Source organism: Kaistella carnis (assembly GCF_003860585.1).
GTDB lineage: Bacteria > Bacteroidota > Bacteroidia > Flavobacteriales > Weeksellaceae > Kaistella > Kaistella carnis.
The window spans coordinates 1,922,909-1,947,092 of the sequence record NZ_CP034159.1; the positions used below are offsets into that span (position 1 = coordinate 1,922,909).

The following is a 24,184-nucleotide window of genomic DNA, read 5'->3' on the forward strand; positions in this document are numbered from 1 at the left end:
TTATTTAATTCTGATTACCAATGCTCAAAAACCATTCTATTGACAATAATTAAATAAATTCGGTCAAAATTTCCGAAATCAAAAATTTTAAGCTTTTTTAATCGGCCAAAATTTCCAATTTGATCCTTTTTAATCTAAAATTAATGAACATTCAGTTTCATTTACAGAAAGAATTAAAAACCTGACTTTTACACGTTTCAAAAAATAAGTATATTTGTTGAACTCCCAAATATAGAGATTTTAAAATACTATGCATCATTTTCATAAGATAAAAACAACAAAAGTTTCACGGGAAACCAACGATTGCGTTCATATTGCTTTCGAAATTCCGGAACATTTAAAACATGAATTTTCATTTAAACAAGGACAGTATTTGAATGTACGTTTTGTTTTTGGGGAAGAAGACTTGCGCAGAAGCTACTCTATTATTAATGCGCCCAGTGAAGATAACCCGGAAATCGAAATTTTAGTTAAACATTTGGATCAAGGAAAAGTTTCAACCTATCTTAATCAGGAATTAAAATTAGGGGACTTTATAGAAGTAATGGCTCCTGCAGGACATTTTTATACCCATTACCATGTTTCAAATCAAAAAACGTATATTGGATTAGCGGCAGGAAGCGGAATTTCTCCGGTAATATCAAATATCAAAGAAGCGCTTTATCAGGAACCCTTAAGTTCTGCGTATCTTTTCTTCAGCAATAAAAGTCTGAATGAAATTATCTTTAAAAAAGAAATTGATGCGCTCGTAGAAAAATTTGAGGGCAGATTAAAAGTGATTTATCTACTCTCCAGAGAGAAACATTTTGAAGATGAACTTTTTGAAGGCCGAATTTCTGCAGAAAAACTGGATCTTTTATTTGAAAGATTTCCCGAAATACCCGTACAGGATGCTACTTATTTTATTTGTGGTCCTTCAGAAATGATTAAAGGAATTTCGGATTATTTGAAAAAAGAGAAGAAGGTTCCTTCCCTTCAAATTATGTATGAATATTATTCCGCTCCTGATGATGAAGGAAATGCAGAAATGAGCGACGAATTTAAAGCGATCCCGAATCTGGAAAGCATGGTAACTTTGATTATTGATGACGACGAATACTCGTTCCACCTTAATTCAAAGAAAAAAAGCATTTTGGATCAGGCGTTGCACGAGAAACTTCCCGTTCCATTTGCCTGCAAAGGAGGTGTTTGCTGTACATGCAAAGCGCAAGTTATGGAAGGAGAAGTATTTATGGAGAAAAACTTCGCATTGACCGACGATGAGGTTGAGCGTGGTTTTGTACTTACTTGTCAATGTCACCCGACCACTAATGTGGTGATGTTGAATTATGACGTTTAAATGATATAACCGTAAAAATTTAGAAAGATGAGCACCTGGAAATTCAAATCAATAATCGAAGAGGATAAAGAGTTTAAAATAGATGGCATAAACATCTGGAATCACTACTGGCATTGTGCAGACCGCAAGATCGAAGTGATTGGACCGCTCAGCGGAAATCCGTATTTGTTTAACCACTATGAAATCCGAACTCCAGAAAAAACAATTTCTTTTGTCGTCGGAGAATTTTCCGAAGGTCGGATCGGACTTTATTTACCGGAAGAAATCGCTATTAATTCTCAGTAAATAGAATTTCTTATAATTTTTAAAAGCACTTATTATGAACCAAGATAAATTTTTAGAATACGTACAGGCAGAAAACAAAGTAGAACCAAAGGATGTAATGCCCGATGATTACAGAAAACTATTGGTGAGACAGATTTCGCAACACGCCCATTCAGAAATCGTAGGAATGCTTCCAGAAGCGAACTGGATCTCTCGTGCGCCAACTTTAAGAAGAAAAATGGCTCTTTTGGCAAAGATTCAAGATGAGGCTGGACACGGACTTTATCTCTATGCCGCCACAGAAACTTTGAACAACGGAGAAATCGCGGCAGACCGGGATTCTACTTATAATGATATGCTTTCCGGAAAAGCAAAATATTCCAGTATTTTCAACTATCCTGCACTTTCCTGGGCAGATATTGGCGCAATCGGCTGGCTCGTTGATGGCGCTGCGATCATGAATCAGGTGATGTTGATGGGTAATTCTTATGGACCTTATTCCCGAGCGATGGTGAGGATTTGTAAAGAAGAATCTTTCCACCAGAGACAGGGTTATGAAATTTTAATGACGCTTTGTCGAGGGACAAAAGAGCAGAAAGATCTGGCCCAGGAAGCACTGAACCGTTTTTGGTGGCCGGCTTTAATGATGTTTGGACCAAATGACGCAGACTCGCCGAATTCTCAAAAATCTATGAATTATCGTGTGAAACGGGAAAGCAATGACGATTTACGACAACGTTTCGTAGATGTTACAGTGTCGCAGGCTGAATTTGTGGGTTTAAAAATTCCTGATAAAGATTTGAAATGGAATGAGGAAAGACAACATTATGATTTTGGAGAATTGCCTTGGGATGAGTTTATGGAGGTACTAAAAGGAAATGGTCCGTGTAACAAAAAGCGCTTGGAAACCAAGAGAAAGGCTCAAAGAGAGCATTCTTGGGTAAAAGAGGCGGCGATGGCGTTTGCAAAGAAAAAAGGCGAACTGGTAAATAATTAAACAACTCTAAAGTTCTCTTGAAACGAAGCAAAAAACACTAAATGTTTTTTTTCTAACAAGCTATTCAAAAGATTGCAGAAGAATGATCAAACGATAGTTCAACTTCTTGCATTCTTTTGAATAGTTTCTTTTTTTTCCGGTTTAAAATACATTTCTAATCAATTAATTAAAAATTAAATTATGATCTGGCAAGGACGTTTCGATGGTGATGAACCATTATATCACAGGATTTTCCAACGGGTCTCTTTGGAGGACAATTACGAAAACATTTCACCGAACGATTTCGTTTTGCACGGGTTTGCCGTAGATGAAGGCGTGAAGCGTAATAAGGGAAGAATAGGCGCTAAAGATGCTCCGGATGTCATTAGAAAAAACTGTTCAAATTTTCCTGTTGTTCATCCAAATTTTAATCTAAAGGATTTTGGAAATATCACGTGTGAAGACCAAAATTTAGAAGATGTCCAAAATAAACTTGCTGAAAAAGTTCAACTCGTTTTACAGAAAGGCGGAAAATCAATAGTTTTCGGTGGCGGGCACGAAGTAACATTTGCACATTACTCAGGAATTAAAAAAGCATTTCCCACTAAAAAAATTGGGATCATTAATATAGACGCCCATTTTGACAACCGTGAAATAGACCCTAAAATTGGCGCAAGCTCCGGAACCGGCTTCTGGCAAATTGCGCAGGAAGGAAACATTCAATCTTTACATATAGGGATTCAAAGGAATTCTAACACTTTGAAACTATTCGATACTGCACATCAATATGGAATGAATTACATTCTCGCAGAAGAAGTTTTTTTCGAAAATCTTCCTACTCTTTATCCAAAAATTGAGGAATTTATAGAAATATCCGATGTCATCTATCTAACGATATGTATGGACGTATTTAACGCTGCAATCGCTCCCGGAGTTTCAGCTTTGGCTTACAACGGAATTTTTGCCGATGCCACATTTATGCATTTGTTTAAACTTATTTTAACATCGGATAAATTAATTGCGATGGATGTTGCAGAAGTTAATCCAATTTACGACCAGAATGAAATCACCGTAAGACTTGCTGCATCTCTTATAAATGAGTGGTTTATGATTAATAAAAGCATGTAGTTGATGTGAAATTTCACTTCATCTTTCCTTTTAAAAGTTATTTAAAAGATTTTAAAAGCAATTAACCATGTTTAAATCTCCAGTTTTAATAAAATTATAAGAAGATAATACCCTAGTTACTTCCGTACTCATCAATAAAAACACACTTTTTTAATTAAAAGTTTAAAAAAACTTGCACATCTTTGAACATTATAATAATTTAGAGGCAATGAAATTTATTGTTTAACTAAATTATTTATTATGAAGAAAAAATTATCTTTGTTGATGTTGGCTGCAATGCCATTAATCGCTTTCGGCCAAAATACAACAGGCCGTACCGCATCAAAAGCCTCGGTTTACCCGAACAGTGCAAAAAAAACCGTGGTGTCAGTAAAAATAGCTTCTAAGCTGGTTCCAACCGCTTATTGCTTACCAAGTTCAGATTGTAGTGACGGTGACGTAATTACCAACGTTACGGTAGCTGGTATTAACAACACTACCACCTGCAGTACCGGTGGATATGGCGATTACACGGCAATGCAGGGTCAAATCGAAGCAGGACAAACCTATCCAATATCTGTAACCGTAGGAGGCGGATGGTTTGAAAGAGTTTCTGCTTGGGTTGACTTTAACAAGAATGACGTTTTTGACGCAGATGAATACTTAGGAGAGATCGGCGAAGGAACAGATGTAGGAGGAGTATTATCTGGAAACATTTCAATTCCTGCTAATTTAGCCGCTGGTTCGTACAGATTAAGGGTAATGGTTGGTGCAACAGGAAGTGGTAATCCTGCTATTACCGATGCTTGTGTTCCTAATGCCTATGGTGAAACTGAAGATTATACCTTAGTGATCGAAGCTCCAGCTGCAACAGGATGTCTTACTTCACCAAATGGACAATATCCGTCAGCAACATATACTCCAAACTGTAATGGTCTTGTTGCAAATATTACGACTGTAGGTTATGCAGGAGAATACTCTAAGGTTAACGTAACAAGCGGTACCTCTTATACCTTCTCTGTTTCTAAACCTGACTATTTCATCACTATTTCAGATGCTGATGGAACAACCGTTTTAGGATCCGGAACAGGAAGTCTTACGTGGACCTCTACCCTTTCAGGAGTGGTTCGTTTTTATGTTCACACTGATGCAGCTTGTGGAAGTGGAACAAGCGCAACAATTCACACAAGATCAATTAAATGTGGAACTCCACCACCTGCTCCTACCTCATGTGAAGACTTTAAAGTTCTTTCAAATAACTTAGAAAACGGAGGCTTCTTTAATGGGGAAACTGCACAAAAACTGGCTATCGATTTACCAATTGGAAGCACCGCATTTACCATATACGGTATAGAGCCTACCGTTATCGGAACAGCCACCAGTTTCAACTTCAATTTCTATAGTGACAATGCAGGATTGCCTGGAACACTACTAGGAACACGCGTAGGTACTATTAATGGAAATATGACGACGGGAACTAATTTCGGTTACGATTTCATCAAATATACTGTATCATTCGATTCTCCATTCAATTTTGATGCAAATACAAAATACTGGTTAGAAATAGTAACTGATGCTGTAGCTTGGGAATCTTCGTCAATTGCTACTCTGGGAACTAAAGATGCATTCCAAAATAGCGGTACATCAGGAGCATGGGTTATTGGTACAGATGATTATGTATTTAACCTAATGTGTAATGGGCTTGCAGTAAACGACACAAAAACGGCACAGGTAAACTTCTACCCTAACCCAGTGAAAGATTTCTTGACCATCAATTCTAAAAAAGCAATTGAAACAGTACATGTTTATAACATCTCTGGTCAGAAAATGCAGGTATCTTCAAAATTAGTAAACGGTAAAGTAGACATGAGCAAATTAGCTCCTGGAATGTACATTATCAGCACTATTCTAGAAGGTGGCAAAAATGAATCATTCAAAGTGATTAAAAAATAATATTTTTAACCCTCAACTTAAGGCCAGTCTGAAATGCTTTCAGACTGGCTTTTTTTTATGAGACATCTACTATTCATCAACGATAGAAGGAAATTATTATTTATGCATTTGACTATCAATCCATTAAAAAAGAAATTTTTATATAATTTTAAATTCAAAAGAAAAATATTATATTAGCATCATACTTAAAAAGCGAAAATACGCTGTGGAATAATAAAAATTCATTCCAATTTATCTTTAAAAAGTGTAAAAAGAAGTCGAATTGATAAAGAATTTTATATATTTGCAGCAACTAACAATTAATTAAAAATAACTTACTATGTCAGACATTGCATCAAGAGTAAAAGCGATTATCGCTGATAAACTCGACGTTGAGGAAACAGAGGTAACTCCAGAAGCTAGCTTCACAAACGATTTAGGAGCTGATTCTTTGGATACTGTAGAATTAATCATGGAATTCGAAAAAGAATTTAATATTCAGATTCCAGATGATCAAGCAGAAAAAATTACTACGGTAGGACACGCTATTGCTTACATTGAAGAAGTAGTGAACAAATAATATTCTATCAACAAAGAAAAATTTATGGAATTAAAAAGAGTAGTTGTAACCGGCTTCGGCGCTATTACACCCATTGGAAAAAATGCCAAAGATTACTGGGAAAGCCTTGTAAAAGGTGAGAGCGGTGCTGCTCCTATTACTCTTTTTGATGCCAGAAATTTCAAAACCAAATTTGCGTGTGAAGTCAAAGACTTCGACCCATTAGCTCACTTTGACAAAAAGGAAGCTAAAAAAATGGACCGCAACACCCAACTGGGAGTCGTAGCTGCCCGAGAAGCCGTGGAACATTCGCGGATTATGGAAGACAACGTCGATAAAAACCGAGTTGGTGTAATTTGGGGTTCCGGGATTGGTGGTTTAGAAACCTTCGAGAAAGAAGTTTTGGGTTGGGCGAATACAGAAATCCCCCGATTCAATCCATTCTTTATTCCGAAAATGATTGCCGATATCACAGGAGGCCAAATTTCAATAGAATACGGTTTTCATGGTCCTAATTACACGACAGTTTCTGCGTGTGCTTCATCTGCCAATGCGCTGATCGATGGTAAAATGCTCATCCAACTGGGAAAAGCAGATGTCATTGTTTGTGGAGGTTCCGAAGCAGCAGTTACCGCAAGTGGTGTAGGTGGATTTAATGCAATGATGGCACTTTCGACCCGTAATGATGATCCTACCACTGCCTCAAGACCGTTTGATCAGGACCGAGATGGTTTTGTATTGGGCGAAGGCGCAGGAACCATTATTCTGGAAGAGTACGAACATGCCAAAAAACGTGGAGCAACAATCTACGCTGAGTTAAAAGGGGGCGGAATGAGCGCAGACGCTTACCACATGACCGCACCACATCCTGAAGGTTTAGGAGCATACCTGGTAATGAAGAATTGTTTAGAAGATGCAAGTATTACTGCCGATGAAGTAGATCACATCAATATGCATGGGACCTCTACTCCATTGGGAGATATCGCAGAATCTAACGCGATTTCCAGATTATTGGGAGATCATGCTTTCGACATTCAGATTAATTCAACCAAATCAATGACCGGTCATCTTTTAGGTGCTGCCGGAGTTGTTGAGGCGATTGCCGTAATTCACACGATTATTCATAACATCGTTCCACCAACCATCAACCATTTTATGGATGATCCTAAAATTGACAGTCGATTAAATTTCACATTTAATCATGCTGTAAAAAAGGAGGTAAATATTGCCATGAGCAATACTTTCGGTTTTGGCGGGCACAATGCATGTGTTCTCTTTACCAAAATTTAAGAATTAAATTCATTCTATGGAGTTACAGAAATACTTTTCTAAATTCCTAGCCAGAAGAAAAAACTCTCTCTCCGAAAAAGACTATTTTTTAAGCAGTGAAATCACGAAAATTACGGGTTTTGCTGTTCAAAACATTAATCTTTATAGGGAGGCTTTCTCGTTGAAAACATCTTCTAAACACAAACAATCCAAAAACTATGAACGCTTAGAGTTCTTAGGTGATTCTGTATTAGGAACAATCATTTCATGCCATCTTTTTGCAACCTACCCGGATGCAAACGAAGGATATTTAACCCAAATGAAATCGAAGATTGTCAACCGTAAAAATCTAAATAAGTTAGGCACAGAGCTGAACCTTATCAAATTTTTACAAAATGAGACGACAACTTCACTCAGTGAGAATATTGCGGGAAACCTTTTTGAGTCTCTAGTCGGCGCCATTTATCTGGATTTAGATTATGAAATCTGTAAGAAAATTGTTTTAGATCGCTTACTAACGCCGTCTGAAATCAATAAGTTGGAAAACAAAATTGTAAGCTACAAAGGCCTGCTTTTAGAATGGAGCCAAAAGAAGAAAGTCGTCATAAAGTATGAAACCTGTGAAGAAATGCAGCCCAATAAAAATATGGTATTCCGTACCTATGTTTGGCTAGATCAGGAAAGAATAGCAAACGCAACCGAAACTTCAAAAAAGAAAGCGGAAGAAAAAGCGGCACAACGGGCTTTTTATATTCTCAATAAAAAACAAAGCATCCTTGAAAACCCAAAAGCTCACTCTTGAGATTGATGCGGACGAAGAAATTACACTTGGATTGGTTCGTCTTGCAAAGCAAGTTCCTGACTATGAACTTTTTTATCATCTGAATACTCTTAATACTTTTCAGTTTAAGAGGGTCAATGATTTGGTATTTCACGGAACTTACTATGACTACTACTATCCCAAATTTGAAGCTTTTCATCACGATTCTAAAATATGTATTCACTTTATCGCCAATAAATCTGACCACAGTGTTTTAAAAAAAGAAAGCACAGAACTTTTTGGAAATGAAGAAGATACAAAATTTTTACTGGAAAATTATGAAGATGTTGATTATATAATATCTACTTCAGAACCATTTGGTGATTTTTCAGTAATTTTGCTCCCTGAAAATCTCATGTTTCAAATACAGGATTTTCATTTATGCCCCAGCGCGGAGCTTTACCATTTAATTCAATATTATGAATAGATATTTAAAAAAAACTAAAATAATCGCCACCTTAGGTCCGGCTTCTTCAGATAAAGAAACGATGACCCAACTGGTTCAGGCCGGTGTTGATGTTTTCAGAATAAATTTTTCGCATGCAGACTACGACCTTGTAAGAAAGCATGTAGAAACTATACGCGAAATAAATAAGGAATTGGGTCAATCTGTTGGAATACTTGGAGATCTACAAGGTCCTAAACTTCGTGTAGGCGTTGTGAAGGAAGGATCCTACTTGAATCCAGGCGACATTCTTACCTTTACCAATGAAAAAATAGAAGGCGATTCTAAGCGCGTTTATATGACGTATCAGAAATTCCCGCAAGACGTAAAAGTTGGAGAACGAATTCTGATCGATGATGGAAAATTGGTTTTAGAAGTTATTGAAACCAATGAAAAAGACACCGTTAGAGCAAAAACAATTCAAGGGGGACCGCTAAGTTCCAAGAAGGGAGTTAACCTGCCGAATACGAATGTTTCCCTTCCTGCTTTAACAGAAAAAGACATCGAAGACGCAAACTTCATCCTGGATTTAGAACTGGATTGGATTGCCTTATCCTTCGTTCGTCATGCACAGGATATTATTGATTTAAAAGAAATCATTAAAAATCACCCAACTAACAAGCAGAAAACTCCGATCATTGCGAAGATTGAAAAGCCTGAAGGGGTAAAAAACATCGAGCAAATTCTGCAGGAATGTGATGGATTAATGGTTGCACGTGGCGATCTGGGTGTAGAAGTTCCGATGGAAGAAGTTCCTGCAATTCAGAAAAACCTGGTAGAAATTGCACGTAAATATGCCAAACCGGTCATTATCGCGACCCAGATGATGGAAACCATGATCAACAGTTTAACACCGACAAGAGCGGAGGTTAATGACGTTGCAAACTCTGTATTAGATGGAGCGGATGCCGTGATGCTTTCGGGAGAAACCTCCGTTGGACGCTATCCTGTAGATGTGGTAATAAACATGGCGAAGATTGTAAAAAATATTGAGCAAACACATTTTTACAGAACCAAAAATTCCCCTATTGAACACGATTTTGATTGTATCGATGAGCGTTTTATCACCAAAAGAATATGTTTAGCTGCTGTAAGGATTGCAAAAACGACGAACGTAGAAGCGATTGTTACGCTTACCTATTCAGGTTTCACGGCTTTTCAAATTTCGGCTCACCGACCGAATTCCAATATTATCGTATTCAGTTCCAACAAAAGGGTGATTACAATGCTTAATTTACTTTGGGGCGTTCGCGCATTCCATTACGATATGCAGAAATCAACCGACGAAACAATTATTCAAGTCAATATGCTTGCACATACCCACGGTTACGTGCAAAAAGGTGATTTCGTATTAAACTTAAATGCCACTCCTGCCTACGAAGACGGTAAAACAAACACGTTGAGATTAACGACGATTTAATTTCTCCGACTTCTAAAAAACATGATTGCGTTCATCTTGAACGCAATTTTTTTTATTTTAGATAAGGAGAATGTTATATTTGTGAGTAATGGAAACAAAAAGATTTTATTTGAAACGAACTCAATATCTGAGTCATTAAAAAAAAGAAGACTTCGCAAGAAGTTAATTATTCTTGATCCGTCTTCCTAAAATTTTATTTTTAGCATTTGTGTTTGTAGGACAAAATTACAATTAAAAATGATTTGTTTTGTGTACAATTTTGTACATTAAAGTTTTGTTAAAATTTGTTAAGTTTGTTTAAGCACATTTGAAAAGAGATGAATACGATAAGTAGAATCCTGAACGAATTACGACAGGCGGTAAAAAACAAGATGGGAAAGGACATTTCTTCATCATCACACTGTGAGGAACTTGCTGCAGAGATAAAAAAAATGGGAATTGTAATTAATCCCCAAACCTTCCGACGATTTTTTGGTCTGATCAAAAGTAGCGGTAAATTCCACATTTATACCCTCGATACTTTAGCACAATATTGTGATTTTTCTGATTTTGCCACCTTTAAAAAAAGTTTAATTGACGATGAACTTGAATTATTTCTGGAAGGTGTAAAAACGGAAAGTCAGGAATTTGACTATTGGAAACTAAGTGAAACCCTTTGTTCTAAAATTATAGAATCACCATCCCTATTAGCAAGCGTTCATCACCAATTATTAAAATATCCTTTAGCCCGAACATTTTTTATGGAACACCACCCAATGCGGGATTTGGCGGGCACAGTTTATCTGCAATATTTTCAGGAATATTTAAAATACGAAGAAACAAATGAAGCAAGACTTTTCGCCTACGGTTTTCTTTACATGGGTTCATTTTTAACTCAAAATAATGAATTCAGGAATATTTACTTTAATAAAATTGAAGAAACACCCTTAACCACAGATGTTTACATCTTACCGGCCGGCAGAAAATTTGGAGTGCTGTTGCTTGAAGTGTGGTTGCGAAAAGACGAAATTAAATTCAATAAAATCTGGAACGAAATGCTGTTTGTGAGACAAAGATATAAAGAGTTTTCAGAAAGATCGGTGTGCAGTTTTGAATATGCAGTTCTCGAGCATATAATCTTTACAGATAAAACTGAGGAAATGCTGTTTCTAATTGAGAATAACACTTTTCAGGTTCATAGCGACCGCAAATTCATAACGCAACACCGCAAAGAAAACCATGACACTTGCTGGAACATCATGTGTGCTATGGCCTATATTAAAGCAAAAAAGCAGGCAAAATCTAAATCATATTTGAATAAAGTTTCTTTGGATAAACTTGCGCTGGGCTGGAAAAAATATTATTCGATTATGTACTATTTTGTATACTATAACTTCGCCGATCGGGAAGAAATATCGAAAATTATTGACGAATTAACGCAATTGATAGAAGAAACTCATTTTACTTATTATTCGGGAAGACTGCGTGAGCTGTTAAAAGCCAGAACCTGTGCTGACCAATCTCTTCTCCAAACGTCGTAAAAAAATTAATAAAAAAATCCGTTCAAAATTAATTGAACGGATTTTATATTTGCAAGTATTGCTACAATTGTGGCTTGATATTACATCATTCCCGGCATTCCACCGCCCATCGGCATTGCTGGCTCTGCACTTTTAATTTCTGTGATCACACATTCTGTAGTCAACAGCATTCCAGAAACAGAAGCTGCATTTTCTAAAGCAACACGTACTACTTTTGTAGGGTCAATGATTCCTGCTTCGTACATATTTACGTACTCATCATTTTTCGCGTTAAAACCAAAGTCAGCTTCACCTTCCATTACTTTCGCAACGATTACGGAACCTTCTCCACCTGCATTGATCACAATTTGTCTCAATGGCTCCTCGATGGCTCTTCTTACGATTTTGATACCAGTTGTTTCGTCCATGTTATCACCTTCGAAATTTAAAGCTTCGATGCTTCTAACTAAGGCTACTCCACCACCGGCAACGATACCTTCTTCTACTGCAGCTCTAGTTGCATGAAGGGCATCATCAACTCTGTCTTTTTTCTCTTTCATTTCTACTTCAGAAGCAGCACCTACATAAAGTACAGCTACTCCACCAGCTAATTTCGCCAGTCTTTCCTGAAGTTTTTCTTTATCGTAATCTGATGTTGTGGTTTCCATTTGCGCTTTGATCTGGCTTACTCGGCCTTTGATTTGCGCTTCGTCACCTCCACCATTTACTAATGTTGTATTGTCTTTGTCGATCACCACTTTTTCAGCAGTACCTAACATTTCCAAAGTAGCGTTTTCCATTGTGAAACCTCTTTCCTCAGAAATTACAGTTCCGCCAGTTAAAATCGCGATGTCTTCTAACATTGCTTTTCTTCTGTCTCCAAATCCTGGTGCTTTTACAGCAGCAATTTTTAACGAACCTCTTAATTTATTAACAACTAAAGTAGCCAAAGCTTCACCTTCAACTTCTTCACAAATAATTAATAAAGATTTTCCTGCCTGAGCAACCGGCTCTAAAACTGGAAGTAATTCTTTCATTGAAGAGATTTTTTTCTCTACCAAAAGAATATAAGGATTTTCTAATTCAGCAATCATTTTCTCCGGATTGGTCACGAAATATGGTGACTGATATCCACGGTCAAACTGCATTCCTTCTACCACATCAACTGTAGTGTCAGTTCCTTTTGCTTCTTCAACAGTGATCACTCCTTCTTTACCTACTTTTCCAAAAGCTTCTGCGATCAAACTTCCGATGGTATCATCATTATTTGCTGAAATAGAGGCAATTTGTCTGATTTTTTCAGAAGAATCACCAACTTCTCTAGATTGACCTTTTAAGTTTGCTACAACTGCAGAAACTGCTTTGTCAATCCCTCTTTTCAGATCCATTGGGTTTGCGCCAGCAGCTACGTTTTTAAGACCTTCTCGAACGATAGCCTGTGCCAATACTGTTGCAGTTGTTGTTCCGTCTCCAGCGATATCATTGGTTCTGGATGCTACTTCTTTTACCATTTGAGCTCCCATATTTTCTACACGGTCCTCAAGTTCGATTTCTTTCGCAACAGAAACTCCGTCTTTTGTTACATGTGGAGCGCCGAATGATTTCTCAATTACAACGTTTCTTCCTTTTGGTCCCAGTGTTACTTTTACAGCGTTTGCCAAAGCATCAACACCTCTTTTCAGTGCATCTCTTGATTCAATATCGAATTTTATTTCTTTTGCCATCTTTTTATTTAATTAAAGTACATGATAACATGTACGGGATTTGGTTAATTACTATTAATAATTGAGTCGACTTATTATTCGCTCTTTAAATTTTATCCTAAGATTCCTAAAAGATCTCCTTCTTTCAGGATAAGATAATCTTTACCATCTAACTTCAATTCTGAGCCTGAGTATTTTCCGTAAAGCACTTTATCACCAACTTTTACGGTGGTAGGTTCATCAACTTTCCCCGGTCCTACTGCAACAACAGTCCCTTCCTGAGGTTTTTCTTTTGCAGTGTCTGGGATAATAATTCCTGATGCGGTTGTAGTTTCAGCTGCGGTTGGTTCTACAAGAACGCGATCCGCTAAAGGTTTGAAATTTAATGACATATTTTTAAATTATTTTAATATTATGTTGATTGTTTCACTAAATTTGTGCCACGTAAAAAAGGTGATAAAATGGCACTTTAAATATTCTGAGTAAGAAATTATGGCAGAATTTTAAGATTCCTCTTTATCGCAAAAAATTACAGGCAACACTTTATGCAAAAAACTACTTTCATTTTTGCTTTTTTTCAAACCACCACTTTTATTCGGCAAATCGCAGTTAGATATTGATCATAAAAAAAGCTGTTTCAATTATTTGAAACAGCTTTTTTTATTTTTACAGCTTTTATTTTTTCTTTCCGGCAGCCTGCATTGGATTTGTTTTTCCGTTCGCAGCTCCTCTTGCAGCTCCTGCATTTTTTTGTTTAAAGACTTGAAACTTCGAAGTCGGTTCTGAGATCTCACCCCAGAAATTATTTGAAGTATCAATATCTGCTGTTTCCCGCATGGGATCAAGTTGCACTGATTTTAATTTCTTGTCGAAGTAATACGTTTTAGAAACTTTACCCTCATTTTTTCTCCAGATCTGAGCAGATGACTTATCAGTTAATTTCGTTCCGTCTTCAAAGGTAAACTCTAAAAGGATAGGCATTACCAAACCTCCTTTATTTAAGAAATCAATTTGATAGGCGTAAATATTTTCTAACTTGGCTCTGTCCTTCGCCGGAACTTTTTCTAAATTATCTGATTTAATTATATACTCCTTTTTATCATCAACTTTTTCCTGTCCGCGGTTATAACGCCAGTAGAAATCCTGAACTTCTTTATCCTTATCGGTATAGAAGGTGATATTTTTATCTTCTCGGTTTCTAACTTTTGAAATGTCTTCAAACTCATTCTGCAAAGGTTTATCTACCGTATAGGAAAACTCTCGACTTGGCGGCATTGCATCAAAATCAGGTTTTAGAACCGTCACTTTATCAATTGCAATATCCACAGGATCAATCCCGTAAAACCAACCTCTCCAAAACCAATCAAGGTTTTCGCCACTCGCATCATTCATCGTTCTAAAGAAATCTGCAGGCTCCGGATGTTTAAAGGCCCATCTTTTCGAGTAGGTTTTAAAAGCTTTGTCAAATAATTCCCGACCCATGATGGTTTCACGCAAGATATTTAGTCCCGTTGCGGGTTTTGAATAGGCATTTGGACCAAACTGAATGATGTTTTCAGAATTCGTCATGATCGGCTCCAGTTGCTCCTTCGGCAATTTCATGTAATCCACAATGGTGTGCGCGGGGCCACGACGTGAAGGGAATTTATTATCCCATTTTTCTTCTGTAAGATATTCTACAAAAGTATTCAAACCTTCATCCATCCAAGACCATTGTCTTTCATCGGAGTTAATGATCATTGGAAAAAAGTTATGTCCTACTTCGTGAATGATCACGCCAATCATTCCGTTTTTAGTTCCTTCGGAATACGTTCCATCTTTTTCGGTTCGTCCGAAATTGAAACAAATCATCGGATATTCCATTCCGTTAGCTGCTTCTATGGACTGCGCCACAGGATACGGATAAGGAATCGTAAATTCTGAATAGGTTTTTATGGTATGCGCAATTACTTTGGTAGAAAATTTTCGGTAAAGGTTATAGGCTTCTTTTGGATAAAAACTCATCGCCATCACCTCATTTTTATTTTCCGGAATGATCACTTTCATTCCATCCCAAATAAATTTACGGGAAGAAGTCCAGGCAAAATCACGAACGTCATTTGCTTCAAATTTCCAGATTTTTCTTTCCTTGGATTTAGATTTCTCGGCTTTTTTAGCTTCGTCCAGCGTAACGATCTCAATCGGCTCATTCGCAGTTTGCGCGGCTTTCCATCTTGCGAACTGAGCAGGACTCAGAACCTCTTCAAAATTTTTCCCTGCTCCTGTAGACGCTACAATGTGATCTGCAGGAACATTCATAGATACTTTGAAATCACCGAAAACCAAAGCAAATTCGCCACGACCTGTAAACTGATTATGCTGCCATCCTTTGAAGTCGCTGTAAACACACATTCTTGGATACCATTGTGTGATCGTATACAAATCGTTTCCATCTTCCGGGAAGAATTCATAACCGCCACGACCGCCCATTTTCATACGGTCAGAAATATTATAATTCCAGTCAATTTTGAAAATAAATTTTTGTCCTTTCTTTAAAACCTGGGGAAGATCAATTCTCATCATGGTTTTATTGACGACATAATTTAAAGGTTTCCCCGCAGCATCCGTCACTTTGTCTAATTTAACGCCATAGCCATTATTTTTAACCGGTAATTCACTCGGTTTTAAATCATCGGAATTGGCTAGTTTCGGTAAAAATGTTGAACTGTCATAGCCGGCATTTTTCACTGAAGAATGTTCATTCTCGTCAAGTTGTAACCACAAATACTCTAGATCATCAGGAGAATTATTATAATAGGTTACTGTTTCTGAACCTTTTAAATTTCTTTTATCCTCATCTAAATAAGCGGTGATGTCATAATCTGCTCTATTTTGCCAATATCCCTGTCCGGGAGCTCCTGAACCCGTTCTGTAAATGTTAGGCGTGGGAAGAATAGTTCCGAGCTGCTCAAACTTGTTACCGTGATTGCTCGTTGGATTGTTTTTAATGTCCTGTGCGAAAATAGACACGGTTAAAAACAGAAAAGATAAAAGGGTAAATTTCATAGGTGATAAGATATTGGGAATAAGAATCAAATTTAATTAATTTAATTCGGATGAAGATATTTTTTCATCAATAAAATTGAATCTAATAAAGACTTGCGCCCCGACCTGAGTGGAACTCTTTTTATAGAATTTTAGCGGCGGGATTCAGCAGTGGCAAATTCTATAAAAAAGTGGGAACGGAGGGCGGAAATGTGCGCCCACATAAAAATCTAAATACGTTCTAAAATCATTTGTGCGGACAGTAAAACAGAAACCACAGAAATTCCGATAATCCAGTATTTCTGCTGGAATTTTACAAATTTAGAAAGTAAAATAAGCAAACCCATCACCAATAAAACTACGGTGATCTGTCCTAATTCTAACCCAATATTAAATCCTAAAAGTGGCAGTGCAATATTCTGTTCAGAAGCCATCGTCATTCTGGCCGTATTTGCAAATCCCATCCCGTGAATTAATCCAAATACCAAAGCAAGAAAATAATTAATCTGCATCAATTTTTTTTGATTTTTTCGAAACAGTATATTGTCTAATGCAGTGAGCATAATGGTGACAGGAATTAAAATTTCTACCAGGTTTGATGGAAGCCGGAACACATCTAAAACACTTAAAGCCAAAGTTATAGAGTGCCCGATGGTAAATGCCGTAATTAAGATCAGAATTTTACGCCAGTCTCTATAGAAATAAACAGCCACCAAAACCAATATAAACAATTGATGATCAAGGGCATCTAAAGAAATAATATGTTCCCAGCCAAGTTTAAGATAGAAGAAGAAGTCCGTCATTCTGTAATTTTTTACGAAAATAATGATTAATTTCGTCATCTTATTTTAAAATTGATGTATAAAAAACTTCTGGTGCTTTTTGCGATGGTTCTTTTTGTTTGTTCTCAAGCGAAGGAGATTCATCCATATCACGTTGGTTCGGTAGAATTCAATTATAATTCAAAATCGAAAACTTTTGAAATTACAGGGAAATTCTTTCTGGATGATTTAGAAAATGCCTTGAAGCAAAAGTATGGAAGTCCAGTACATTTTAATGACGGGAAATATACGGCAGAAATAAATTCACTGCTAAAGAAATATTGCGAAGAATATCTGAAACTTAAAACGGATAACAAATTTTTAACAATCAATTACATCGGTTTTGAAGAAGATAACGAATCCGTAAATATTTTTCTGGAATCTGAAACCGTAAATCCTCCAAAAAAAGTAGAAACTGCCGTGAGCTTTCTGTATAATTTTTTTGATGATCAAATGAATATCATTCACATCATCGTCAACGGGAAGCGCCAGAGCGAACGATTGAATTATCCGAATCGGTATCTATACAAGACTTTTTAAAAGGCAGCATTAACTTTTTTTGCGTGAGACAAAAGCTCCGGAAAGAACACATTAAAATGCTTTTGTAACTGCGGCTTATTTTTTCTGAAAACTTCGAAAACCGCTAAATCTTTATCTAAATACTTGGCTTTGTTCAGGACATTTTGCATGGAATATTGAATACCCCATTCCTCTTTATAATTGTAGAGCCAATTGTCTTTTTCCATGCCACTCACCATTCGCACCAATCGTTCGGGCAGCAACTCTTCATATTTCCGTAAAACGAGATATACTTTTTCTGCATGATTTTTCAACTCTTGATCTGAAAGAGAATTTGCCAAAAAATAATCCATCGCTACATCCACAAACGCACCCGAATACAAGCGCACGAGCGGACTGAAAATCTTCTTAGCATCCCGAAGCGCGGGGTGAGCATCGGTGAAAGTATCAATTTCGCGATGCAGGGTAATTCCCTGCTGCATTTTCTCGGGATAAGAAAAGCGATCTCTGTTCGGAATAACATCTTCCAGAAACTGACCCACGATTTGCTCGTCGGAAAAAGAGAGAAAAGAATGGGCGAGATAGTTCATACTCAAATATAAAAAAAATCTTCGGTTAAGAAGATTAAATGGTTTCAGATTAAATAGTGGGATCGGCTTTATATTGGGTCCATAATTCCTGCAAAGTTTTCCCGGTGAAGGAAGACCAGACAGATTCTGAATAATTTCCCGTGCGGCATTGCGTATCTAAATGTTTTACAAAACCCGGTTTAATTTTCACTTCGATCCATTTTAAAAAGCGGGCGGTAATTCGGTATCCATTATCATAATTCTGACCTTCTGAATAAGGTGTTAAAGTCCATCCCGCGTTTGATATCCCGTACTTATCTCTGGTATAATCAGCGATTCCCTCGGTAATCCACCACGGAATATTTCCCCAGTTGTAGGCTTGAACCAAGTGCGTCATCTCATGCGTCGCAATATCGCGATCTTCCGGGTGTTCCGCTAACCACTCCGATTGATAGGTCACTTTACTTCCACTTGCGTACGCCGGTGAGGAGATCGCCGATTCTATTTCAAACGTAATATTAACAGGAGCCTTGGTATTAAAATCATTTTTCAGTTTTGGATAAACGACAAAGAAATTTTCGACAAGATCCTTTTTCATTGGCGCTGAAAGAGTTCCGCTGGTAATTAGGAAAGTTAATTTTAAACCGTCATGACTGAAGACATTTTGATCATAATCAAAACTCTCTAAAAAGTTTGGATCTTCAAAGGTTTCATCATCATTTCTGGAGCAGGATACGGTAAAGCCGATCAGGAGTAAAAACGATAAAAAACGGATTATTTTGTTCCTCTATTTTTATATAACAACATCATTCGGAAGGAAATAGTATTTTTAAAACAAACATTCGTGAAAATCTTCGATCTTGCTCACTTCTACAATTACAATCCCGAATTTTTTCTTCGGAATTTTATTAAGATTCGATACAAATATTTTTTCGTAGCCTAATTTTTCTGCTTCCGAAATCCGCTGTTCGATCTGTGGAATCGGACGAATTTCTCCACTTAACCCAATTTCTCCTGCGAAACAGAAATGCTCAGAAATAGCAATATCTTCATTCGAAGAAAGTATGGAAGCCACCACCGCTAAATCCAACGCAGGATCGCCGGTTTTTATTCCCCCAGTAATATTGAGGAAAACATCTTTCGCACCGAGTTGAAAACCGGCTCTTTTTTCCAGAACAGCCAACAGCATATTTAATCTTTTAGAATCAAAACCAGTGCAGCTTCTTTGTGGAGTTCCATAGACGGCAGAACTTACCAAGGCTTGAATTTCGATGAGCATCGGGCGGTTTCCTTCTAAAGTTACGGCGACAGAATTCCCGGAAAGTTCCTCGAATTTCTTCGTAATTAATATTTCTGAAGGATTTTTGATCTCTTTTAAGCCTTGGGAAACCATTTCGTAAATTCCAATTTCTGCCGTAGAGCCAAAACGGTTTTTACTTGCCCGCAACAATCGAAACAGATGATTTCGGTCTCCATCAAAATTTAAAACCACATCCACCATATGTTCCAAAACCTTAGGCCCCGCAATTTGGCCGTCTTTTGTTATGTGTCCAACTAAAAAAACAGGTGTATTGGTTTCTTTCGCATATTTAATGATCTCATTGGAACATTCCCGAATTTGAGAAACCGTTCCCGGAGAACTTTCAATCAATTGGCTTTGAAGCGTTTGAATAGAATCTACAATTAAAAAATCCGGTTGCAATTTTTTGGCTTCGTGAAGAATTTTTTCCACGGAAGTTTCAGTAAAAAGAAAACAGTTTGGATTCTGAAGTTCCGTCAAGCGGTCCGCCCGCATTTTTATTTGCGATGCACTTTCTTCACCGGAAACGTAAAGAATTTTCTTCTTCATTTTCAAAGCCAGTTGCAACAAGAGCGTAGATTTTCCGATTCCCGGCTCACCGCCAATTAAAGTGACAGAACCTAAAACTATTCCACCTCCCAACACACGGTTTAATTCTTCGGAAGGACTTACAATTCGAGGTTCTTCAAAAGTCTCTACTTCAATAATATTAATGATGTGTTGTTTAGATCTATCGGTAAACGATTTCGTGGGCGATTTTTCTACAATTTCTTCCACCAAAGTATTCCATTCTCCACAATTTTTGCACTGTCCCAACCACTGCGGATACTGGGATCCACAGTTTTGACAGAAATATGCCGTTTTCACTTTTGCCATGTTGCGAATTTCTTGAAAATTTTTGACATTTAATTATTTAATTATCATCTGCAGCGTAATTATTCTGCGCGATGATTTGACGGTAAACGGAAATCTCTCCCTGATACTGACCTGTTGAATTGCATAAAAAAAATTCCCTCAGCAAAAACTGAAGGAATTATTTTATAAATCAAAATTTCTTATAGCTGTGGTCCAGCCGGCACCAATCTTTTTCCTTCTTCAGTATCACAATACTGCTCAAAGTTTTTGATGTAACGTGCTGCCAGATCTTTTGCTTTAACTTCCCACTCAGAAGCGCTGGAATAAGTGTCTCTTGGATCTAAAATTCCCTCTGAAACATTTGGCAATGCGGTAGGAATTTCTAAGTTCATCACCGGAATCGTCGTTTTTTCCGCGTTGTCAATTGAACCATCAATAATGGCATCGATAATCGCACGCGTATCTTTCAAAGAAATTCTTTTTCCAGTTCCATTCCAACCCGTGTTCACTAAATAGGCTTTTGCACCATGCTCCTTCATTTTACCGATCAATGTTTTAGAATACATAGTTGGGTGCAAAGTTAAGAACGCTTCACCAAACGCCGGAGAGAATGAAGGTTGTGGTTCTGTAATTCCTCTCTCTGTTCCTGCCAATTTAGAGGTGTATCCGCAAAGGAAGTGATATTGTGCCTGGTCTTCATTTAAAATAGAAACAGGAGGCAATACTCCAAATGCGTCTGCTGATAAATAAACGATTTTTTTCGCGTGCCCTGCTTTTGAAGGCAACACAATTTTGCTGATATGGTAGATCGGATAAGAAACTCTGGTGTTTTCTGTAATTGAATTATCCGTGTAGTCCGCTTCACCATATTCATTTACCACCACATTTTCTAACAATGAATCTCTTCTGATCGCTTTAAAAATATCCGGTTCTTTTTCTTCGGAAAGGTCAATTACTTTGGCATAACACCCGCCTTCAAAATTGAAAACGCCGTTATCATCCCAACCGTGCTCATCATCACCGATCAAATATCTTTTTGGATCTGCAGAAAGCGTGGTTTTACCAGTTCCGGAAAGTCCGAAGAATAAAGCGACATCTCCGTCTTCACCTACGTTAGCTGAACAGTGCATAGAAGCCATTCCTTTTAATGGAAGGTAATAATTCATCATCGCGAACATTCCTTTCTTCATTTCGCCACCGTACCAAGTTCCACCGATGATCTGCATTTTTTCTGTAAGGTTAAACATTACAAAATTCTCAGAATTCAATCCTTGCTCTTTCCAGTTTGGATTGGTTGTTTTAGAACCATTCATCACGATGAAATCTGGTTCACCAAAGCTTTCCAATTCAAAACTTGAAGGGCGAATAAACATATTGGTCACGAAGTGCGCTTGCCACGCCACTTCCATAATGAAACGAACTTTCAGTCTTGTATCAGGATTGGTTCCGCAGAATGCATCAACCACATATATTTTCTTTGATGAAGATAATTGCTTTAAAACCAATTGCTTGCAACTTTCAAAAATCTCAGGAGTGGTTGGTAAATTAACTTTACCATCCCAGTGAATGGTATCTTTACTCACCTCATCTTTTACGATAAAACGGTCTTTCGGGGAACGTCCCGTGAAAACACCTGTTTTTACCGCTACTGCGCCGGAGTCTGTAAGTGCGCCTTTTTCAAAACCTTTGTTTTTACTTGACATCTCTGCAACAAACAATTCCTCGTAGGTGGGATTATAAGATACTTCTTCATAACCTGTGATTCCTAGATCATGGAGTTGCTGAATGATTTTAATGTTCTTCATAACTTCTTATTTCTGATTTTTAGTAAAATACAAATTTAATCATAATCTGCATTAATGAGGATCTAAAAATACTGATATTCGTCAGAATGACCAAGAAATTATAAAATTGATAAAATATTGATTAGCAATAAATTAACTGATTATAGGAATAGATTGTTGAAAAACCTTTCTCCCGAAAATAGTCCTCAAAACCAGAAAATTTCGATGTCATGATGAAATCGCCGCCCCAAGCTCCCAAACTTTTGACGAAAGAAGGTCCATTTTCGAAATATTTTTCTTTTACCGTTTCAATTCCAAGAAAGTTTCCTAATTTTTTTTCGTGAAGATTCATTAAATCAGAAAATTCTATTAAAGTTTTACATTGTAAAACTTGCTGGGTAATAAGCGAAAACTCATCTATAAGTTCCGGCGATTTTTCTTTGCTTCGATAGAGTTGAATTCCTTCGCGGCTGTTTTGTTTTTCATTTAAGTGAATAAAAAGCAGATCATCTTTAAAGCTGGGATCAAACATCACTTTCTCAACATTTCTTTGCGGTTGATTTTGGTAAATAATAGATGATTTAGCCTGCGCTACCGCAATATCATACCCACTTCCACCCAAACATTTTTCATTAAGGTCAAAAGCATCGATCGCGGCCCACTGTGCTAAATTATTCATCAAAGTAGAACTGCTTCCCAACCCGTAATCTGCCGGAAACTGTAAATCTGTGGTGATGTAGTAAGAAGTATCGGATTGCAGACAAATTTTCGAAACCAACTTGATCTCTTTTAAAACCTTTAAAATAAATGTTGCAGATTCTGGAATATTCGTGGATAAAACCTCTTCTTGATTATAATCAATCAGAATTTTCAGCCAAGGTTTTCCCTGATGAAGCGCAGTCCAGGTAACGAAGGATTTCCCATCGGGATTTTCATCAACAAAAAACTCTTGCCCCCATTTAGTCGGTACGGCAAGAGCTAAAGCGCCATCTAAGACGACATATTCGGAGGTGAGCAATAATTTTCCGTGCGAAAAAATCGTACTCATGTTGTATTTTATATTGCGGAAGAAACCAAAACTTCGCTGTTAATTTTTTTAATTAAACCCTGCAAAGTTTTTCCCGGACCAACTTCTACGAAAGAAGTTGCCCCTTTTTTAATCATATTTTGTACAGATTGCGTCCATTTTACAGGACCTGTTAACTGTGCAATTAGATTAAGTTTAATCTCTTCGGGATTTTCTACTGCCGTGGTGGTGATATTTTGATAAATATCCATGGTTGGCTTGTAGAATTTGGTATTATTAATGGCTTCGGCTAATTTTTCCTGTGCTGGTTGCATTAACGGCGAATGGAATGCTCCATTTACGGGTAGCAACAAAGCACGTTTTGCACCTGCTTCTTTCATTTTCTCACAGGCCATTTCTACTGCAGCAGTTTCACCGGAAATTACGAGCTGACCGGGACAGTTATAGTTTGCCGGAACAACAATTCCGGGTGTGTCTTCGCAAATTTTTTCTACCAGCTCATCAGCCAGACCTAAAATGGCCGCCATGGAACTTGGGTTTGCATCACAGGCTTCCTGCATTGCTTTTGCACGCGTAGAAACAAGCTTCAGTCCGTCTTCGAAACTTAAAACGCCATTGGCAACCAAGGCGGAAAACTCTCCCAGAGAATGCCCTGCCACCATAGAAGGCGTAGAACCATTATTCAGAGCTTTCAAAGCAGCAACGGAATATATAAAAATTGCAGGCTGTGTTACTTCAGTCTTCTTCAGATCCTCATCAGTTCCACTGAACATCACGGAGAGAATATCGAAACCTAAAATGTGATTGGCAGAGTCCATCAAATCTTTGATATCCTTGCGGGACTCATATAAATCGATTCCCATGCCGACATATTGTGAACCTTGCCCAGGAAATACAAGTGCTTTCATAAAGTTTTAAGGCTAATTATTTTATTTTATTCTGAATGTGTCTT

General features: G+C 37.4%; 22 protein-coding genes. 12 read left to right on the forward strand and 10 right to left on the reverse strand.

Going from position 1 to position 24,184, the window contains the following annotated elements; all coding sequences use genetic code 11:
- Window positions 1-250: 250 nt before the first annotated feature.
- The 11 genes from EIB73_RS08955 to EIB73_RS09005 all read left to right on the forward strand — a co-directional run bounded on the left by EIB73_RS08955 (window position 251) and on the right by EIB73_RS09005 (window position 11,651).
- Window positions 251-1,339 carry an FAD-binding oxidoreductase gene (locus EIB73_RS08955; RefSeq protein ID WP_125024638.1) on the forward strand — a complete coding sequence of 363 codons (1,089 nt, stop codon included), beginning with the start codon at window positions 251-253 and terminating at the stop codon, window positions 1,337-1,339.
- A gap of 27 nt (window positions 1,340-1,366) precedes the next feature.
- Entirely contained in the window at window positions 1,367-1,624 is a 258-nt protein-coding gene (locus tag EIB73_RS08960; protein WP_125024639.1) for a hypothetical protein, read from the forward strand.
- Between the two features lie 34 nt (window positions 1,625-1,658).
- Window positions 1,659-2,600: a 1,2-phenylacetyl-CoA epoxidase subunit PaaA gene (gene paaA / locus EIB73_RS08965; RefSeq protein WP_125024641.1), complete on the forward strand. Its 942-nt coding sequence runs from the start codon at window positions 1,659-1,661 to the stop codon at window positions 2,598-2,600.
- A gap of 180 nt (window positions 2,601-2,780) precedes the next feature.
- Window positions 2,781-3,707 (forward strand): formimidoylglutamase, encoded by a 927-nt coding sequence (hutG, locus tag EIB73_RS08970; RefSeq protein ID WP_125024643.1) that lies wholly within the window; start codon window positions 2,781-2,783, stop codon window positions 3,705-3,707.
- A 264-nt stretch (window positions 3,708-3,971) separates the two neighbouring features.
- The gene (locus EIB73_RS08975) at window positions 3,972-5,639 is read left to right on the forward strand and encodes a GEVED domain-containing protein (RefSeq protein WP_164467876.1); all 1,668 of its coding nucleotides are present in this window, start codon (window positions 3,972-3,974) and stop codon (window positions 5,637-5,639) included.
- A 319-nt stretch (window positions 5,640-5,958) separates the two neighbouring features.
- Window positions 5,959-6,198: an acyl carrier protein gene (locus tag EIB73_RS08980; protein ID WP_002976354.1), complete on the forward strand. Its 240-nt coding sequence runs from the start codon at window positions 5,959-5,961 to the stop codon at window positions 6,196-6,198.
- A 24-nt stretch (window positions 6,199-6,222) separates the two neighbouring features.
- The gene (gene fabF, locus EIB73_RS08985) at window positions 6,223-7,467 is read left to right on the forward strand and encodes a beta-ketoacyl-ACP synthase II (RefSeq protein ID WP_125024647.1); all 1,245 of its coding nucleotides are present in this window, start codon (window positions 6,223-6,225) and stop codon (window positions 7,465-7,467) included.
- Between the two features lie 16 nt (window positions 7,468-7,483).
- A complete protein-coding gene (rnc, locus tag EIB73_RS08990; protein WP_125024649.1) occupies window positions 7,484-8,248 on the forward strand; it encodes a ribonuclease III in 765 nt (254 codons plus the stop codon).
- Window positions 8,223-8,693 (forward strand): IPExxxVDY family protein, encoded by a 471-nt coding sequence (locus EIB73_RS08995; protein ID WP_125024650.1) that lies wholly within the window; start codon window positions 8,223-8,225, stop codon window positions 8,691-8,693. Before rnc ends, EIB73_RS08995 begins: the two co-directional genes overlap by 26 nt.
- On the forward strand, window positions 8,686-10,131 hold the full coding sequence (gene pyk, locus EIB73_RS09000) for a pyruvate kinase (RefSeq protein WP_125024652.1): 1,446 nt from the start codon (window positions 8,686-8,688) through the stop codon (window positions 10,129-10,131). The genes EIB73_RS08995 and pyk overlap by 8 nt, the downstream gene beginning before the upstream one ends.
- Window positions 10,132-10,448: 317 nt before the next feature.
- Complete coding sequence (locus EIB73_RS09005; RefSeq protein WP_125024654.1) at window positions 10,449-11,651, forward strand: hypothetical protein; 1,203 nt, start codon at window positions 10,449-10,451, stop codon at window positions 11,649-11,651.
- A gap of 80 nt (window positions 11,652-11,731) precedes the next feature.
- Here EIB73_RS09005 and groL read toward each other — a convergent pair whose 3' ends face one another.
- The 4 genes from groL to EIB73_RS09025 all read right to left on the reverse strand — a co-directional run bounded on the left by groL (window position 11,732) and on the right by EIB73_RS09025 (window position 17,199).
- Window positions 11,732-13,354 (reverse strand): chaperonin GroEL, encoded by a 1,623-nt coding sequence (gene groL, locus EIB73_RS09010; protein WP_125024656.1) that lies wholly within the window; start codon window positions 13,352-13,354, stop codon window positions 11,732-11,734.
- A gap of 92 nt (window positions 13,355-13,446) precedes the next feature.
- Entirely contained in the window at window positions 13,447-13,725 is a 279-nt protein-coding gene (gene groES / locus EIB73_RS09015) for a co-chaperone GroES (RefSeq protein WP_125024658.1), read from the reverse strand.
- A gap of 283 nt (window positions 13,726-14,008) precedes the next feature.
- Window positions 14,009-16,378, reverse strand: coding sequence for a M1 family metallopeptidase (locus EIB73_RS09020; RefSeq protein ID WP_125024660.1), 2,370 nt, complete (start codon window positions 16,376-16,378; stop codon window positions 14,009-14,011).
- A gap of 209 nt (window positions 16,379-16,587) precedes the next feature.
- Window positions 16,588-17,199, reverse strand: a complete 612-nt coding sequence (locus EIB73_RS09025; protein ID WP_317132661.1) for a HupE/UreJ family protein — start codon at window positions 17,197-17,199, stop codon at window positions 16,588-16,590.
- Window positions 17,200-17,214: 15 nt separating this feature from the next.
- Here EIB73_RS09025 and EIB73_RS09030 point away from each other — a divergent pair, with 15 nt between their 5' ends.
- Window positions 17,215-17,718 (forward strand): DUF6702 family protein, encoded by a 504-nt coding sequence (locus EIB73_RS09030; RefSeq protein WP_125024661.1) that lies wholly within the window; start codon window positions 17,215-17,217, stop codon window positions 17,716-17,718.
- On the opposite strand, the gene EIB73_RS09035 is transcribed toward EIB73_RS09030, so the two are convergent.
- The 6 genes from EIB73_RS09035 to fabD form a co-directional block, all read right to left on the reverse strand.
- On the reverse strand, window positions 17,715-18,287 hold the full coding sequence (locus EIB73_RS09035; protein WP_125024663.1) for an acyl carrier protein phosphodiesterase: 573 nt from the start codon (window positions 18,285-18,287) through the stop codon (window positions 17,715-17,717). The two genes, EIB73_RS09030 and EIB73_RS09035, sit on opposite strands and share 4 nt — an antisense overlap.
- Window positions 18,288-18,336: 49 nt before the next feature.
- The gene (locus tag EIB73_RS09040) at window positions 18,337-18,864 is read right to left on the reverse strand and encodes a basic secretory protein-like protein (protein WP_125024665.1); all 528 of its coding nucleotides are present in this window, start codon (window positions 18,862-18,864) and stop codon (window positions 18,337-18,339) included.
- A gap of 231 nt (window positions 18,865-19,095) precedes the next feature.
- Window positions 19,096-20,442, reverse strand: a complete 1,347-nt coding sequence (gene radA, locus EIB73_RS09045; protein ID WP_125024667.1) for a DNA repair protein RadA — start codon at window positions 20,440-20,442, stop codon at window positions 19,096-19,098.
- Window positions 20,443-20,621: 179 nt separating this feature from the next.
- Complete coding sequence (gene pckA / locus EIB73_RS09050; RefSeq protein ID WP_125024669.1) at window positions 20,622-22,226, reverse strand: phosphoenolpyruvate carboxykinase (ATP); 1,605 nt, start codon at window positions 22,224-22,226, stop codon at window positions 20,622-20,624.
- 121 nt (window positions 22,227-22,347) lie between these two features.
- Window positions 22,348-23,253 (reverse strand): GYDIA family GHMP kinase, encoded by a 906-nt coding sequence (locus EIB73_RS09055; protein WP_125024671.1) that lies wholly within the window; start codon window positions 23,251-23,253, stop codon window positions 22,348-22,350.
- A gap of 8 nt (window positions 23,254-23,261) precedes the next feature.
- The gene (gene fabD, locus EIB73_RS09060; protein ID WP_125024673.1) at window positions 23,262-24,140 is read right to left on the reverse strand and encodes an ACP S-malonyltransferase; all 879 of its coding nucleotides are present in this window, start codon (window positions 24,138-24,140) and stop codon (window positions 23,262-23,264) included.
- Window positions 24,141-24,184 lie beyond the last annotated feature (44 nt).